Source organism: Bacillus sp. ZY-1-1, assembly GCF_003047165.1.
In the GTDB taxonomy this organism is placed as follows: Bacteria; Bacillota; Bacilli; order Bacillales; family Bacillaceae; genus Bacillus; species Bacillus velezensis.
Genome location: NZ_CP027061.1, coordinates 356,743 through 370,732 on the forward strand (window position 1 = coordinate 356,743; position 13,990 = coordinate 370,732).

The window sequence follows — 13,990 nt, forward strand, 5'->3', positions numbered from 1 at the left end:
AAGATGAACACCACAGACCGGCAAATGACGTTCGCAGCTCTTTCCATTCTTCTCTCTTATCCGGATGAAGAGTGGAGAGCCGGGCTTCCCGATTGGAAGGCTCTTATCCATGAAATCGGCATTCAGCAAATCCGCGGGAAATTGCTGCACTTTTTCGAGGTGTCAGCCAGGTTTTCTCCGCAAGCGCTGATTGAACACTATGTGTATACGTTCGACTTCGGGAAAAAAACGAATATGTACGTCACCTACTTTAACTCAGGCGAGCAAAGGGAGCGCGGAATTGAACTGCTGCATTTAAAAAACACCTACCAGCAATCCGGTTTCCTGCCGACAGAGAAAGAGCTGCCTGATTACCTGCCGCTTATGCTGGAATTCGCCGCGGTCGCAGAAATTGAAGCGGCGAGAAGCGTGTTTGAGAAATACCTGTCCAATGTGAGGGAGCTGGCTTCCCGCCTCGAAAAAAATGACAGCCTCTATGCTGAGCTGCTGCACGTGCTGCAGGCCGCGCTGGAAAGCATCGGTGTACGTGAAAGCACTGAAGAAGGGGCTGTTCAGGCATGAGCGGGCAGATCCTGTGGGGGATTATGCCGTACATGGTATTGACGATCTTTATCGGCGGGCATATTTACCGCTATCAGCATGACCAGTTTGGCTGGACGGCGAAATCAAGCGAGCTGTTAGAAAAGAAAAAACTTGCGGCGGGCAGCACACTTTTTCACTGGGGACTGCTGTTCGTTGTCGGCGGACATGTCATGGGAATTCTGATCCCGGAAGGCGTGTATACTGCACTTGGCATTTCAGAGCATACGTATCACAAAATGGCGATCGGCGCAGGCCTGCCGGCTGGGACCGCGGCTTGTGCCGGACTAGTGATCCTGACATACAGAAGGCTGTTTGACAAAAGAATCCGCAAAACCAGCTCGCCATCGGATATCCTGACGCTTATTCTGCTGCTGTTCATGATGCTGTCGGGCGTTGCGGCCACGTTTCTCAACATTGACTCGAAAGGATTTGATTACAGGGCAACAGTCGGGCCGTGGTTCAGGGAAATTGTTTTGTTCCGGCCTGACGCTTCTTTGATGGAGAGTGTCCCGCTATGGTTTAAGTTTCATATCATCATAGGGTACGTCGTTTTTATCCTCTGGCCGTTTACAAGATTGGTTCACGTGTTCAGCCTGCCCCTCAAGTATTTGACCCGCAGCTATGTTGTCTATCGGAAACGCACGTAAAAATCCCCCTGCAAGAGGGGGATTTTTTATGGTGAAAAAATAAAAACATAAGATATTTTCTGCCAAGGTAATGGCTGGGCGGCGGGGATTCCTGTTATGTTTTATGTGGAAATAATATCAACAAAAGGAGAGTGAAGAATGAAGCGGATTTTCCTCATTTTAGCCGCCTGTCTGATGACAAGCGCCGGCGTCCTGACACTCAGACATTCTCATGTATTAACCGGCGGCACAGCGGGACTGTCACTAAGCCTGTCGTACTTGTTTCATTCCTCGTTTGCGATTATCTTCTTTCTGATCAATATCCCGTTTTATATATTTTCTCTCATCAGAATGGGAATCAAATTCACTCTATCCACCGTTTTTGCAGTCACTGTGCTGACTCTGTTTACCGGCGCGGATCACTGGCTGCCGCCGGTCTCTGTTTCACCGCTTGCCGGGGCGATTTGCGGCGGGGCGCTGATCGGGTTCGGCCTGTCGCTCATGTTTTATCATCAGGCATCGCTCGGCGGCGCCAATATCCTCGCTTTATTTCTGCAAAAGCGCTGCGGATGGAATCCGGGTGCCGTTAATTTCCTCTTCGATTTTGGCGTCGTGCTGGCCGGCATTTTTTCCGTCGGATTGCTGAAAGGGCTCTTCTCCTTAGTGTCGATAGCGGTCACCGGTCTGATCATCGGCATCTTCAAAAATAAAATCAAAGGCAGCTGCTCGCTCAATCCGGCATTGCTTCAGAACATCACAACCGGCCAGTCACAGGAAGTGTCATCATAATCCTTTCCGCTCGTGCGGAGAGGATTTTTCATATGTTTACAGGCTGGAAAACAGAGGGTATACAGAGATATCGGATCAGATGGGAGAGAGTCGGGATGCTGAAAAGGAGACTGGAATTTTGCTTTTTATATATGATGCTTATCGGAGCATATGTCATATGGTTTTTTCCGGTTTCCAGGCTTGAGTTTTACGGAGGGTTGCTTTGCTACGCAAGCATTATTTTGTTCAGCATCTATTCGTTAATTCTTGAAAACCGCACCTCGCAGCACACGCTGTTATGGATTCATATTCTTGTGTTTTTTCCGATCGCCGGGTACTTATTTTACCTTTTTTCCGGCCAGCTTTATGAAAAAGGCAAGCTGTTCAGGTCGAAACGGACATACAACCGGGAAAAGCTGAGAACGATATTTGATATGGAACAGACGCCCGATCTGTCCGGGCTGAAAGGAAATCAGAAGCGTTTCTTTCAATATTCAATCAAGGCGTCCCATATGAATATCAATACAAAAAGCAGGCTGAAGGTGCTCAAAAACGGGGATGAAACATTTCCGGAGCTGTTTGAAGCGATCAGGTCGGCAGCATCATTTATACATATTGAGTATTACATGTTCAAATCAGACATGCTTGGGCACAAGATGATGGACATTATGATGGAAAAAGCGCGTCAAGGCGTGGAAGTGCGGTTTTTGTTCGACGCGGCCGGCAGCCTGAAGCTGGCCGGAAAAGACATTAAAAAACTGAAACGCGCGGGCGTGAACATCGTCCCGTTTCTGCCGCTGAAATACGGTTTTTTCAACCAAAAGTTCAATTTCAGAAATCACCGCAAGATCGTCATCGTTGACGGGAAAACCGGTTTTGTCGGCGGGCTGAATGTCGGCAAGGAGTATATCGGCAAAGACCAAAATGTCGGCTTTTGGCGGGACACCCATATGAAAGTCGAAGGAGAAATCGTTCAGACGCTCCACAGCATTTTTATGCTTGATTGGGAATACGTTTCGGATGAGGTGCTGATTGATCAGAAAGCATACAGCCGCCCGGTCCCTGCAGAAAGCGGCGGCGTCTATCAAGTCGTTCCGACGGGACCCGATATGAAGGAGCGGATGAGCGATCTGTATTATGCCATGATAGCGGCGGCCGAATCATCTGTATGGATCGCGACGCCTTATTTCGTGCCGAATGAGCCGATCCGCACAGCGCTAAAGGAGGCTGCTGCCAGAGGCGTCCGGGTGCGAGTCATGGTGCCGGAAACCAATGACGGATTTTTAACCCAGTACGCGACGAGATCGTATTTCCCCGAGCTTCTTCGCGAAGGAATCGAAGTCTATTCCTATCAAAAAGGCTTTATGCATCAAAAGGTGCTCATCACTGACGGAAACCTCGCCTCTGTCGGGACGGCGAACATGGACATGAGAAGCTTTCAGCTGAACTTTGAGGTCAATGTCTTTTTTACAGATCAAAAGGCGATCAAAGATCTTGAAGCGCATTATCTGGAGGATATGAGAGAGTCTGAGAAAATCAGCCCCGTCCGTTTCTATAAGCGCACATTATGGGAAAGAACGAAGGAATCCTTCGCGCGGTTATTTTCCGGCGTTTTATAAAAAACGCTTTTAAAACTCCTTGTGTATAGTATAATTGAGAAATATTATCATTAGGAACGAGGCACAAGGAGGACGGAAACGTGCTGCGACAATTTTTTTCTTATTATAAACCGTACAAGAAGCTGTTTTTTCTCGACTTCTTTTCTGCCATCGCCGGCGGATTGATGGAGCTGAGTTTTCCTCTGATTGTTAATTACTTTATCGATACATTGCTCCCGGGGCGGGATTGGCGTCTGATTATTTTGACTTCCGCTGCTTTATTCGGAGTCTACGCCCTCAGCTCGGCGCTTCAGTATGTTGTGACGTATTGGGGCCATATGCTCGGCATTAACATTGAAACCGATATGCGTAAAAAGCTTTTTGACCATCTGCAAAAGCTTTCGTTCAAATTTTACGATAACAACAAAACGGGCAGTTTAATGTCCAAGCTCACCAATGATTTGATGTATATCGGAGAAACCGCCCACCACGGGCCTGAAGACCTGTTTATCGCGGTCATGACGATTTTGGGCGCGTTCGGTGTGATGCTGTTCATTAACTGGCAGCTCGCGCTGTTGACCTTTATCATTATGCCGGTCGTCATATGGCTTGCTTTGTATTTTAATAAAAAAATGACCTCTGCGTTTACAAAACTGAACAAAGACGTCGGAGACTTCAGCGCGAGGGTCGAAAACAATATCGGCGGCATCCGTCTTGTTCAGGCTTTCAGCAATGAAGCGTTTGAAACGCAGCGGTTTGACGTGAACAATCAGCGTTTCCGCAAAACAAAGCTGAAGTCATATAAAATCATGGCGAAAAACGGCTCGATCAGTTACATGCTGACAAGATTCGTAACGCTGTTCGTCCTGTTGTGCGGGACATGGTTCGTGATCCGCGGATCGTTATCTTACGGGGAATTCGTCGCTTTTGTGCTGCTGACGAACGTTCTGTTCCGTCCGATTGATAAAATCAATGCGATTATTGAGCTGTATCCGAGAGGCATAGCCGGTTTTAAAAGCTTTATAGAAATAATGGAAACGGAGCCTGATATCAAGGACGCCCCGAACGCGAGACATGTGTCCGGTTTAAAAGGGAATATCCGTTATGATGGTGTGTCATTCGGTTACGAAGAAAACAGCCCGGTTCTGTCGGGAATCAATTTGTCCATTCATGCAGGGGAGACAGTCGCATTCGTCGGGCCTTCGGGAGCGGGGAAATCAACGCTGACAAGTCTGCTGCCGCGCTTTTATGAGCCGTCTGAAGGCGTGATTTCCATCGATGGAATTAATATTAAGGACATGACGCTGTCATCATTGCGCGGACAAATCGGCGTCGTCCAGCAGGATGTCTTTCTGTTTTCCGGCACATTGCGGGAAAACATTGCGTACGGGCGGCTCGATGCGTCTGAGGAAGAAATCCGGCAGGCCGTCCGCCAGGCGCATTTAGAGGAGCTGGTAAACGGGTATCCCGACGGTTTAAACACGGTGATCGGCGAGCGCGGCGTGAAGCTGTCAGGCGGGCAGAAGCAGCGGCTTTCCATCGCCAGAATGTTTTTGAAAAACCCGTCGATCTTAATTTTAGACGAGGCTACATCAGCCCTCGATACAGAAACGGAAGCCGCCATTCAAAAATCGCTGCAAGAGCTGTCTGAAGGACGCACGACGCTTGTGATCGCCCATCGGCTGGCTACGATTAAGGATGCGGACAGGATCGTCGTCGTCACGAAAGAAGGCATCGCTGAACAAGGTCATCATAAGGAACTGCTGGCATCCGGCGGCATATACCAGAGACTCCATCAGGCCCAATTCGGCGAGCTGATACATAAATAATGGAAAAAGGATAGACGAGCGGGGGCCGGGCAGCCTCCTGTCTATCCTTTTTTTATGTAGTCCGTATTTAATGGGCTTCTTTTTGCGCAGGTTCGATGATATGTTTGAAACGGTCAACAAGCTGCACCGCTTTCTTTCCTTCCACTACAATTAAATATTCTTGTTCTTTATGAGCCATTCTGAACGTTTCCAGCTCAATGATATCTTTGATTTTGCACATTGTTTTTTTAGAGTAGATATACAGCTCGTGGCCTCCCGTGTGGCAAAGCTGATAAAGCTGAAGCATGTTTCTTAAAGTGAACTTCTTAGCGGCTATTTTCAAAGATGTAATGTTTTTCATGTGTTTTCTCCTCCGTCTGATGGTCTGTTATTTCGGAAATTCCCCATATGAACGGGTGATAAACCTGGTTATGCCTTCCACCTCAGCACTCCGCCCGCCAGGCGTTTAACTCCGCGGATGGCGCTTAATTCTTCGACGAGCCGGAGCAGCGCCCGGTCTTTCTCTTTCGCCTCAATCATAAAATCGATGTCCGCATCCCATTGTCTGAACCGCTCCAGCACCGGCAGAATAAAATTCGCGTCCACATAGTCCGCATGACTGCGTACGGCTGATTCTGATTTTGGCGAGGAGAGATGGACCTTCGGCTTTAAGCCGATCCGCTGCCATGTTTTGATCATCCGCGGAAGAATGTCATCTAAATCAGCGTCATCGGCCGGATTGGCGTAAAAATGGTGATAATCAAACACAAACGGAATGCCTTCTTGCTCACATACACTGAGTGTTTCCTCGGACGTATATGTTTTATCATCGTTTTCTAAAGTCATCCGCTGTTTGATGACATCGGGAAGTTCTTTCAGATTCACGCGGAAACGGGCAAGCGCGCTTTGTTTGTCACCGTAAGCGCCTCCGACATGGATGTTTATGACGGAACGGTCCGCGATGCCCATTGCGTCCAGCATGTCATAATGATAGGCCATATCCTTGACCGCATTTGCGGTAATCTCCCGTTTCGGGCTTGTAAAAAGCGTGAATTGGTTCGGATGAAAGCTCGTTCTGAGGTCATATTTTCTGACCAGCCCGCCGATCTCACGAAACTCCTGGCGAAACGGCGTGACAAAATCCCACAGTACATCCGGGTGCGTGGCGAGCGGCACAATTGAGCTTGAGAACCTGTACAAAGGGATGCCGTGGCCGACCACATAGTGGAGGGTGCGCAGCGTATTGGTAAGATTTGCTTTCGTCACAGAAAGCAGAGCGTCTTTCCGCTCACTGCGGGAAAGCTTGGTATAGCGCGCATATGTTAAGGTTTTGGCGGGGGACGCGTCCCAAAGGCACATGGCGTTTGCGACGAATCCGAATCTGAACAGCATATGGTTTCTCCTTTATAAAAAGTAAGATATGGCCTTTCCCAGCCATTCTGCAGGAAGCTGTCTGACGGAGCGCTGTTTCACTTTTTCTAATGTGAGAAGCTCGGATTTTTCGATGTCCTGCTTTATGGTTGAAAGCACTTCCTTTGTAAAGGCCTCATCATGAATGATGACATTTACCTCTTCATTCCAGAACAGGCTCCGTTTATCAAAATTCGGCGTGCCGATAATGCTGATGCGGTCATCTATAATGAAGGCTTTAACATGATAAAAGCCTTGATAATACCGATAGATGAGGCAGCCGGCCTTCAGGAGCTCGGGATAATAGGTAAAAGCTGTTTCCCGAACGAGCGGGTGATCTGATTTCATCGGAACGATCAAGATGACTTTGACGCCTTTTCGGCAGGCTGAAATAAGCGCTTCCTGAAGCTTTTTGCTCGGTACATAATAAGGCGTGCCGATGATGATTTTTTTCTCCGCCTTACGGATGCAGTTTTCATAATGCGATTCAAGCGAAAAACCGTCAGATGCATATGTCCTATGAGAGATATTCCCTTCGGATAATGCCGGATAAACCCCGGGTGATTCGGGTGTTTTTCCGGTGTTTCGTTTCAGGTCGCTTACAAAAAGAGTCTGAAGATCCGCCGTGCCTTCGCCGGTCATCCGCAGGTGATAATCCTCCCAGTTTCCGAACTTCGCTTTTTTGCCGAGGTACTCTTCAGCGATATTAAAGCCGCCGACATAGCCGATTTTGCCGTCAATGACGGTCACTTTCCGGTGATTCCGTTTTTGCAGCCTGAAAAAAAGAAAGGGAAATGCCGGTTTATTTAGAAAATGAACGTGAACGCCGGCTTTTTTCATCGTTTGAATGGAAGGCTTTTTCACTTGGCGGCTGCCCGCCCAATCGAGCAGCAGATATACGGAGACGCCGGCCCGGGCCTTTTCTTTCAATAAATCAAACATCTCATGGCTGACTTGGTCGTTCTTCATAATAAAAAACATCATATGAATAGAAGAGACGGCTTGGCGGATATCAGCCGTCATCTGCTGCACAAGCTCGCTGCCGCAGTGAATGAGTGTGATATCACTTTTTTTGGGGTCAAAAACGGGCTCATACGCCTGTTTTTTGTACGCCGCCCGGCCAAGCAGCATATCAAGCAGCATAAGTGCGATCAATATGATAAAAATGACAAGCAACACAAAAATGACCTTCATACCGACGCTCCTTTCCGAAGTATCCGTAGTGTGCCCTGAGAATGTGAATTTAATTATTGACTGAACACTCATTCATTATTTATGATAAAGTAAAGATATGACAATGAAGAGGGGAATCAGAACAAAGGGGGAGACAAGATGAACGCATTTCTCATGGTAAACGCGCTGCTGTTTTCAGCTGTAACCGCTTACGCCGTTTATTTATTCGTTTACCTGATCAGAACGAGGATCGCTTATATTAAGCTCGGCCAAAGGGAAGAATTTGATAAACGCCTGAAAGAACGTCTTCAGAAGATATGGGTGAATGTGTTCGGACAGAAAAAATTGCTGAAAGATAAAAAGAGCGGAATCATCCACGTTCTGTTTTTTTACGGTTTTATACTCGTTCAGTTCGGCGCAATTGATTTTATTCTGAAAGGGCTGCTTCCTGACCGGCATCTGCCGTTCGGCCCGCTTTATCCGGCATTTACCTTTTTTCAGGAAATCGTCACGTTTCTGATTTTAATCGCCGTAGTCTGGGCGTTTTACCGGCGCTACATTGAAAAGCTCGTCAGATTGAAACGCGGGTTTAAAGCGGGGCTTGTCCTGCTGTTTATCGGCGGACTGATGGTGACGGTGCTGCTCGGGAACGCCATGAACCTTTTATGGCACGATCATTCTCTGTCTTGGACGGAACCGATCGCTTCCTCCATTGCGTTTGTGCTCGGCGGTCTTTCAGCGCCGGCGGCCGCCGCCGTATTTTATGTTTCATGGTGGCTTCATCTGTTGTTTTTGCTCAGCTTTTTAGTGTACGTGCCGCAATCAAAGCATGCGCACTTAATTGCGGGTCCGGCGAATGTGTTCCTCAGCAGGCTGGATTCAAAAGGAAAGCTGGAAAAAATCGATTTTACCGATGAGACGAAAGAAAGCTACGGCGTCGGAAAGATTGAAGACTTCCGCCGCTCTCAGCTTGTCGACCTTTACGCCTGCGTCGAATGCGGCCGCTGTACAAATATGTGTCCGGCCTCCGGTACGGGCAAGATGCTCTCGCCGATGGACCTCATTTTAAAGCTCAGAGACCATTTGACGGAAAAAGGCGCTGCCGTGACGTCAAAATCTCCGTGGGTGCCCGCGCCCGTTTTTCAGCACACGAAGGCGAATCAGCTCGCCGCGGCTTCCTCTGGGGGAGGATCGCGTGAAGCGGCGGCAGCCATTGATTACAACCCGAGCTTAATCGGCGAGGTCATCACGGAAGAGGAGATTTGGGCGTGCACCACTTGCCGCAACTGTGAAGATCAATGTCCGGTCATGAATGAACACGTTGATAAAATTATCGATCTGCGCCGCTATCTTGTGCTTACGGAAGGGAAGATGGACAGCGACGCGCAGCGGGCCATGACAAGCATTGAAAGACAGGGAAACCCGTGGGGCTTAAACCGGAAAGAGCGGGAGAACTGGCGGGAGCAGGCTGATACAGAGATTCCGACAGTGAAAGAAATGAAAAAACAAGACAAAGAGTTCGACTATTTGTTTTGGGTCGGCTCAATGGGTTCCTACGACAACAGGAGCCAAAAGATTGCCGTTTCATTTGCAAAGCTGCTCAATGAAGCGGGCGTATCCTTTGCGATTCTCGGCAATAAGGAAAAAAACTCAGGCGATACGCCGCGCCGTTTGGGCAACGAGTTTCTGTTCCAAGAGCTGGCGGAACACAACATCGGCGAATTTGAAAAACACGGAATCAAAAAAATCGTCACAATTGATCCGCACGCCTATAATATGTTCAAAAATGAATACCCTGATTTCGGATTCCGGGCCGAAGTCTATCATCATACTGAATTATTAGCCGAGCTTGTGTCACAGGGGAAACTAAAACCGCTTCACCCGGTCAATGAAACGATTACCTTCCATGACTCGTGCTATTTAGGAAGATACAATGAAGTGTATGAGCCGCCGAGAGCGATCTTAAAAGCCATTCCGGGCGTTCAATTGAAGGAAATGGAGCGCAGCCGCGAAAACGGGATGTGCTGCGGCGCCGGGGGAGGGCTCATGTGGATGGAAGAAGAAACGGGAGCGAGGATCAACACGGCCCGGACTGAGCAGGCGCTTTCTGTCAGTCCGACGGTCATCAGCTCCGGATGTCCTTACTGTCTGACCATGCTCGGTGACGGGACGAAAGCGAAAGAAGCCGAAGACGCGATCGGCACTTATGATGTCAGTGAATTGCTCGCCATGTCTGTATTCGGCGCCGAAAAACAAGAGTCTTTATAGAAAGAAGCGGGCCGCCGGCGCATATGCCGGCGGCTTTGTTTTCGCACATCAGCCGATTTATGAAGGGAAGGCTCTAAAATTTCTTAAATTACGCTGTTTAGGGTAGCATATTCTGTTTTAATTTGTTTATAATGAGAGGTATGGTTTATGAACAAAACAATACAAATTCGTTCTTATTATAGGATAGAAACAGATACATATAAGTAATAGAAAGGGAGTGTCCGACCTTGGGTATCAAACAATATTCTCAGGAACAGCTGAAGCAGATGGCTTTAGTTGAAATCGCTCACGAAATTTTCTCAGAACATAAAAAACCGGTTCCGTTCCAGGAGCTGCTGAAGGAAATGATCTCCTTGCTCGGTGTTACGAAAGAGGAACTGGGCGACCGTATCGCCCAATTTTATACAGACCTCAACATTGACGGCCGCTTTATTGCTCTGTCAGATCAGACATGGGGGCTCCGCAGCTGGTATCCGTACGATCAGCTGGACGAAGAAACACAGCCGACTGTAAAAGCGAAAAAGAAAAAAGCGAAAAAAGCCGTTGAGGAAGATCTCGACCTTGATGAATTCGAGGAAGTTGATGAAGATGACATCGATCTCGATGAAATGGAAGAAGATATTGACCTTGACGCAGACAGCTTTGACGACGAAGATATCGATGAAGAAGATGACGACGAGCTTGAGATTGAAGATGAGATGATTGAAGAAGATGAGGAAGATTATGATGATGAGGAAGAGGATCGCAAAGACTGATTTTATATCAGCAAAACGATCTTGACTTTCATTGTCGAACTATGTAGTATGTATTTTGGGCTCTTCAAAAAGAAGAGAATTCATAAGAGTGCTACGCTCCCTTTCAAGAAATTGAAAGGGAGCTTTCTTATTTTCATCTCCCAAATTCTTTTACACATCATTTGTTTTTAGTGAAATGATTTTCTATAAAACGGCACATTTTAAGGAATGTAGCGCAGACCGAAGAGAGGAGCAAACGAAATGACGAAATATATTTTTGTAACCGGGGGAGTTGTATCATCACTCGGAAAAGGAATTGTGGCAGCATCACTTGGCCGCCTTTTGAAAAACAGAGGCATGAGCGTCACCATCCAAAAATTTGACCCTTATATCAACGTTGACCCGGGAACGATGAGCCCGTACCAGCACGGTGAGGTATTCGTTACCGATGACGGCGCTGAGACTGACCTTGACTTAGGGCATTATGAGCGGTTCATTGACATTAATCTGAACAGATTCAGCAACGTGACGACCGGTAAAATCTATTCTGCCGTATTGAAAAAAGAGCGCCGCGGGGACTACCTCGGCGGAACGGTTCAGGTCATTCCGCACATCACAAATGAACTGAAAGACCGTGTGTACCGTGCAGGCAAAGAAACAAACGCAGATGTAGTCATTACTGAGATCGGCGGAACAGTGGGAGACATCGAATCCCTTCCGTTCCTTGAAGCCATCCGTCAAATGAAAAGCGACATCGGCCATGAAAACGTGATGTACATTCACTGTACGCTTGTTCCGTACATCAAAGCGGCGGGCGAGCTGAAAACAAAACCGACGCAGCACAGCGTAAAAGAGCTGAGAAGCCTCGGTATTCAGCCTAATATCATCGTCGTGCGCACGGAAATGCCGATTTCTCAAGATATGAAAGATAAAATCGCGCTCTTCTGCGATATTGACACGAAAGCGGTCATCGAGTGCGAAGATGCGGACAACCTTTACTCCATCCCGCTTAACCTTCAGGAGCAGGGACTCGATAAGCTTGTCTGCGATCATATGAAATTAGAATGCAAAGACCCGGATATGACGGAATGGAAAGACCTTGTCACGAAAGTGAAAAACTTGTCTAAAACCATTACAATCAGCCTTGTCGGTAAATACGTCGAGCTTCAGGACGCTTACATTTCAGTCGTTGAATCACTGCGCCACGCGGGCTATGCGTTTGACGCTGATGTGAAGATCAAATGGATTAACGCCGAAGAAGTGACAGAAAGCAATATTCAAGAGCTGACTGGCGGCACAGACGGAATCATCGTGCCCGGCGGTTTCGGGGACCGCGGCGTAGAAGGGAAAATCATTGCCGCCAAGTATGCGCGTGAGAATAAAATTCCGTTCTTCGGCATCTGCCTCGGTATGCAGATTGCATCCATTGAATATGCGCGAAATGTATTAGGTCTGGAAGGGGCTCACTCTGCGGAGATCGATCCGTCCACTCCTTATCCGATCATCGACCTTCTGCCAGAACAAAAAGATGTCGAGGATCTTGGAGGAACGCTTCGTCTCGGACTGTACCCTTGTAAGCTTCAGGAAGACACGAAAGCCTTCGAAGCGTATGCGGATGAAGTGGTATACGAACGCCACCGCCACCGTTATGAATTCAACAACGAATACAGACAGCAAATGGAAGAGAACGGTTTTGTGTTCTCAGGAACAAGCCCTGACGGCCGCCTTGTGGAAATCATCGAGCTGAAAGATCATCCTTGGTATGTCGCTTGCCAGTTCCACCCTGAGTTCAAATCAAGACCGACAAGACCTCAGCCTTTATTCAAAGACTTTATCGGCGCTTCCGTACAAGCTGCAGAACAGAAGTAATAAAAAAAGACTTGCCTCCTTTAAAAGCGGCAAGTCTTTTTTCTGCATCAGGCATATTCCTGCATCATTTCCTTTAACGTAAAGGATAGCGCGTGATAGACATACAGGCCTGTCATTAATGAAGGAAAGCCGTATCTTGTCCCGTCTTCATCGGGCAGAAGCGGCATTTTTAATTTGCTGTCAATATGAACATCACAAAATTCCTCAATCCCGGTTTGATCTTTGATGACAGGAGATACGCAAACGAGGCCGACCCCTTTTTCATAAAGCTTTTGAGCCAGCGTCTGTTCTTCAGCTGTGCCCGGACCTGAACAAAACATCAGCACCCTGTCGCTTTCTGTAATCGAATCAGCTGTATCCGGAAACGCTTTGACGGAAGGCATCGGTTCTGAGCCGAGTTCCGCCTCGCACAAAATGCCCTGCATCTCATTTGCGCCGTATAAATAAATGGTATGACCGCTGACGGCTGCCTGCGCCAGCAGGCGCGCGCCGTCTTCTATTGCTTCGGATTCCTTATCCTGAATGCGGGAAAAAATGCCTGCAAGCTGTGTCGTAAATATCTTTAACATGAGTGAAACCTCCTTTACACATACAAGAACAGTATACAACAAAAGAGAAAATGCTCAGAAAATGTCGGAAAGTAGACTATTATAATTAAAGGAAATGTGAAAATCAAACAGAATACATAAACAACTGCTTCCTTTTGACGAAAATGATAATATTGGGGTGTAAAATGATGAATGAAAAGATTTTAATCGTAGATGACCAATACGGTATACGCATATTGCTCAATGAAGTGTTTCATAAAGAAGGGTACCAGACGTTTCAGGCCGCCAACGGCATACAGGCGCTGGACATCGTAACGAAAGAACGGCCCGATCTCGTGCTTTTAGATATGAAAATCCCCGGCATGGACGGTATCGAAATTCTCAAGCGCATGAAGATGATCGACGAATCCATCCGCGTCATTATCATGACCGCTTACGGAGAACTCGATATGATTAAGGAATCAAAAGAGCTCGGAGCGCTGACTCATTTTGCGAAACCTTTTGACATTGATGAGATCAGAGACGCGGTGAAAAAATATTTACCTCTAAAATCGAATTAATAAAATTAGAAACAATTATGTCATTGTGTTGCCGATTTGTCGAAAA

General features: G+C 47.4%; 13 protein-coding genes. 9 read left to right on the plus strand and 4 right to left on the minus strand.

Annotation, left to right across the window (positions count from 1 at the left end):
- Nucleotides 1-3 precede the first annotated feature (3 nt).
- From narJ to C5I45_RS01850, 5 genes are all read left to right on the plus strand, one after another.
- On the plus strand, nt 4-561 hold the full coding sequence (narJ, locus tag C5I45_RS01830; RefSeq protein WP_015387565.1) for a nitrate reductase molybdenum cofactor assembly chaperone: 558 nt from the start codon (nt 4-6) through the stop codon (nt 559-561).
- Nucleotides 558-1,229, plus strand: a complete 672-nt coding sequence (gene narI, locus C5I45_RS01835) for a respiratory nitrate reductase subunit gamma (protein ID WP_095318316.1) — start codon at nt 558-560, stop codon at nt 1,227-1,229. The genes narJ and narI overlap by 4 nt, the downstream gene beginning before the upstream one ends.
- Before the next feature lie 138 nt (nt 1,230-1,367).
- Entirely contained in the window at nt 1,368-1,997 is a 630-nt protein-coding gene (locus C5I45_RS01840; RefSeq protein ID WP_003151082.1) for a YitT family protein, read from the plus strand.
- A 95-nt stretch (nt 1,998-2,092) separates the two neighbouring features.
- Entirely contained in the window at nt 2,093-3,595 is a 1,503-nt protein-coding gene (cls, locus tag C5I45_RS01845; protein ID WP_014306012.1) for a cardiolipin synthase, read from the plus strand.
- Nucleotides 3,596-3,675: 80 nt separating this feature from the next.
- The gene (locus C5I45_RS01850; protein ID WP_014306011.1) at nt 3,676-5,403 is read left to right on the plus strand and encodes an ABC transporter ATP-binding protein; all 1,728 of its coding nucleotides are present in this window, start codon (nt 3,676-3,678) and stop codon (nt 5,401-5,403) included.
- Nucleotides 5,404-5,470: 67 nt separating this feature from the next.
- Here the strand turns inward: C5I45_RS01850 and C5I45_RS01855 are convergent, their stop codons facing one another.
- The 3 genes from C5I45_RS01855 to cls (C5I45_RS01865) all read right to left on the minus strand — a co-directional run bounded on the left by C5I45_RS01855 (nt 5,471) and on the right by cls (C5I45_RS01865) (nt 7,986).
- Nucleotides 5,471-5,743: a hypothetical protein gene (locus C5I45_RS01855; RefSeq protein ID WP_003151087.1), complete on the minus strand. Its 273-nt coding sequence runs from the start codon at nt 5,741-5,743 to the stop codon at nt 5,471-5,473.
- A 68-nt stretch (nt 5,744-5,811) separates the two neighbouring features.
- Nucleotides 5,812-6,774: a UV DNA damage repair endonuclease UvsE gene (gene uvsE / locus C5I45_RS01860; RefSeq protein ID WP_003151088.1), complete on the minus strand. Its 963-nt coding sequence runs from the start codon at nt 6,772-6,774 to the stop codon at nt 5,812-5,814.
- A gap of 12 nt (nt 6,775-6,786) precedes the next feature.
- Nucleotides 6,787-7,986, minus strand: coding sequence for a cardiolipin synthase (cls, locus tag C5I45_RS01865; protein WP_003151091.1), 1,200 nt, complete (start codon nt 7,984-7,986; stop codon nt 6,787-6,789).
- A gap of 138 nt (nt 7,987-8,124) precedes the next feature.
- Here cls (C5I45_RS01865) and C5I45_RS01870 point away from each other — a divergent pair, with 138 nt between their 5' ends.
- From C5I45_RS01870 to pyrG, 3 genes are all read left to right on the plus strand, one after another.
- Nucleotides 8,125-10,233 (plus strand): (Fe-S)-binding protein, encoded by a 2,109-nt coding sequence (locus tag C5I45_RS01870; protein WP_003151094.1) that lies wholly within the window; start codon nt 8,125-8,127, stop codon nt 10,231-10,233.
- A 227-nt stretch (nt 10,234-10,460) separates the two neighbouring features.
- On the plus strand, nt 10,461-10,988 hold the full coding sequence (rpoE, locus tag C5I45_RS01875; RefSeq protein WP_025853591.1) for a DNA-directed RNA polymerase subunit delta: 528 nt from the start codon (nt 10,461-10,463) through the stop codon (nt 10,986-10,988).
- Between the two features lie 240 nt (nt 10,989-11,228).
- Nucleotides 11,229-12,836, plus strand: coding sequence for a glutamine hydrolyzing CTP synthase (pyrG, locus tag C5I45_RS01880; RefSeq protein ID WP_003151098.1), 1,608 nt, complete (start codon nt 11,229-11,231; stop codon nt 12,834-12,836).
- A 47-nt stretch (nt 12,837-12,883) separates the two neighbouring features.
- Here the strand turns inward: pyrG and C5I45_RS01885 are convergent, their stop codons facing one another.
- Complete coding sequence (locus tag C5I45_RS01885; RefSeq protein ID WP_025853590.1) at nt 12,884-13,405, minus strand: DUF2529 domain-containing protein; 522 nt, start codon at nt 13,403-13,405, stop codon at nt 12,884-12,886.
- Between the two features lie 164 nt (nt 13,406-13,569).
- On the opposite strand from C5I45_RS01885, the gene spo0F reads away from it, so the two are divergent.
- Nucleotides 13,570-13,944, plus strand: a complete 375-nt coding sequence (spo0F, locus tag C5I45_RS01890) for a sporulation initiation phosphotransferase Spo0F (RefSeq protein ID WP_012118670.1) — start codon at nt 13,570-13,572, stop codon at nt 13,942-13,944.
- Nucleotides 13,945-13,990: the final 46 nt, after the last annotated feature.

Excerpts from the sequence above, each read along its gene's own strand:
- narJ (WP_015387565.1), top strand. The coding sequence starts at position 4 with ATGAACACCACAGACCGGCAAATGACGTTCGCAGCTCTTTCCATTCTT.
- narI (WP_095318316.1), top strand. The coding sequence starts at position 558 with ATGAGCGGGCAGATCCTGTGGGGGATTATGCCGTACATGGTATTGACG.
- C5I45_RS01840 (WP_003151082.1), top strand. The coding sequence starts at position 1,368 with ATGAAGCGGATTTTCCTCATTTTAGCCGCCTGTCTGATGACAAGCGCC.
- cls (WP_014306012.1), top strand. The coding sequence starts at position 2,093 with ATGCTGAAAAGGAGACTGGAATTTTGCTTTTTATATATGATGCTTATC.
- C5I45_RS01855 (WP_003151087.1), bottom strand. The coding sequence starts at position 5,743 with ATGAAAAACATTACATCTTTGAAAATAGCCGCTAAGAAGTTCACTTTA.
- uvsE (WP_003151088.1), bottom strand. The coding sequence starts at position 6,774 with ATGCTGTTCAGATTCGGATTCGTCGCAAACGCCATGTGCCTTTGGGAC.
- cls (WP_003151091.1), bottom strand. The coding sequence starts at position 7,986 with ATGAAGGTCATTTTTGTGTTGCTTGTCATTTTTATCATATTGATCGCA.
- C5I45_RS01870 (WP_003151094.1), top strand. The coding sequence starts at position 8,125 with ATGAACGCATTTCTCATGGTAAACGCGCTGCTGTTTTCAGCTGTAACC.
- pyrG (WP_003151098.1), top strand. The coding sequence starts at position 11,229 with ATGACGAAATATATTTTTGTAACCGGGGGAGTTGTATCATCACTCGGA.
- C5I45_RS01885 (WP_025853590.1), bottom strand. The coding sequence starts at position 13,405 with ATGTTAAAGATATTTACGACACAGCTTGCAGGCATTTTTTCCCGCATT.
- spo0F (WP_012118670.1), top strand. The coding sequence starts at position 13,570 with ATGATGAATGAAAAGATTTTAATCGTAGATGACCAATACGGTATACGC.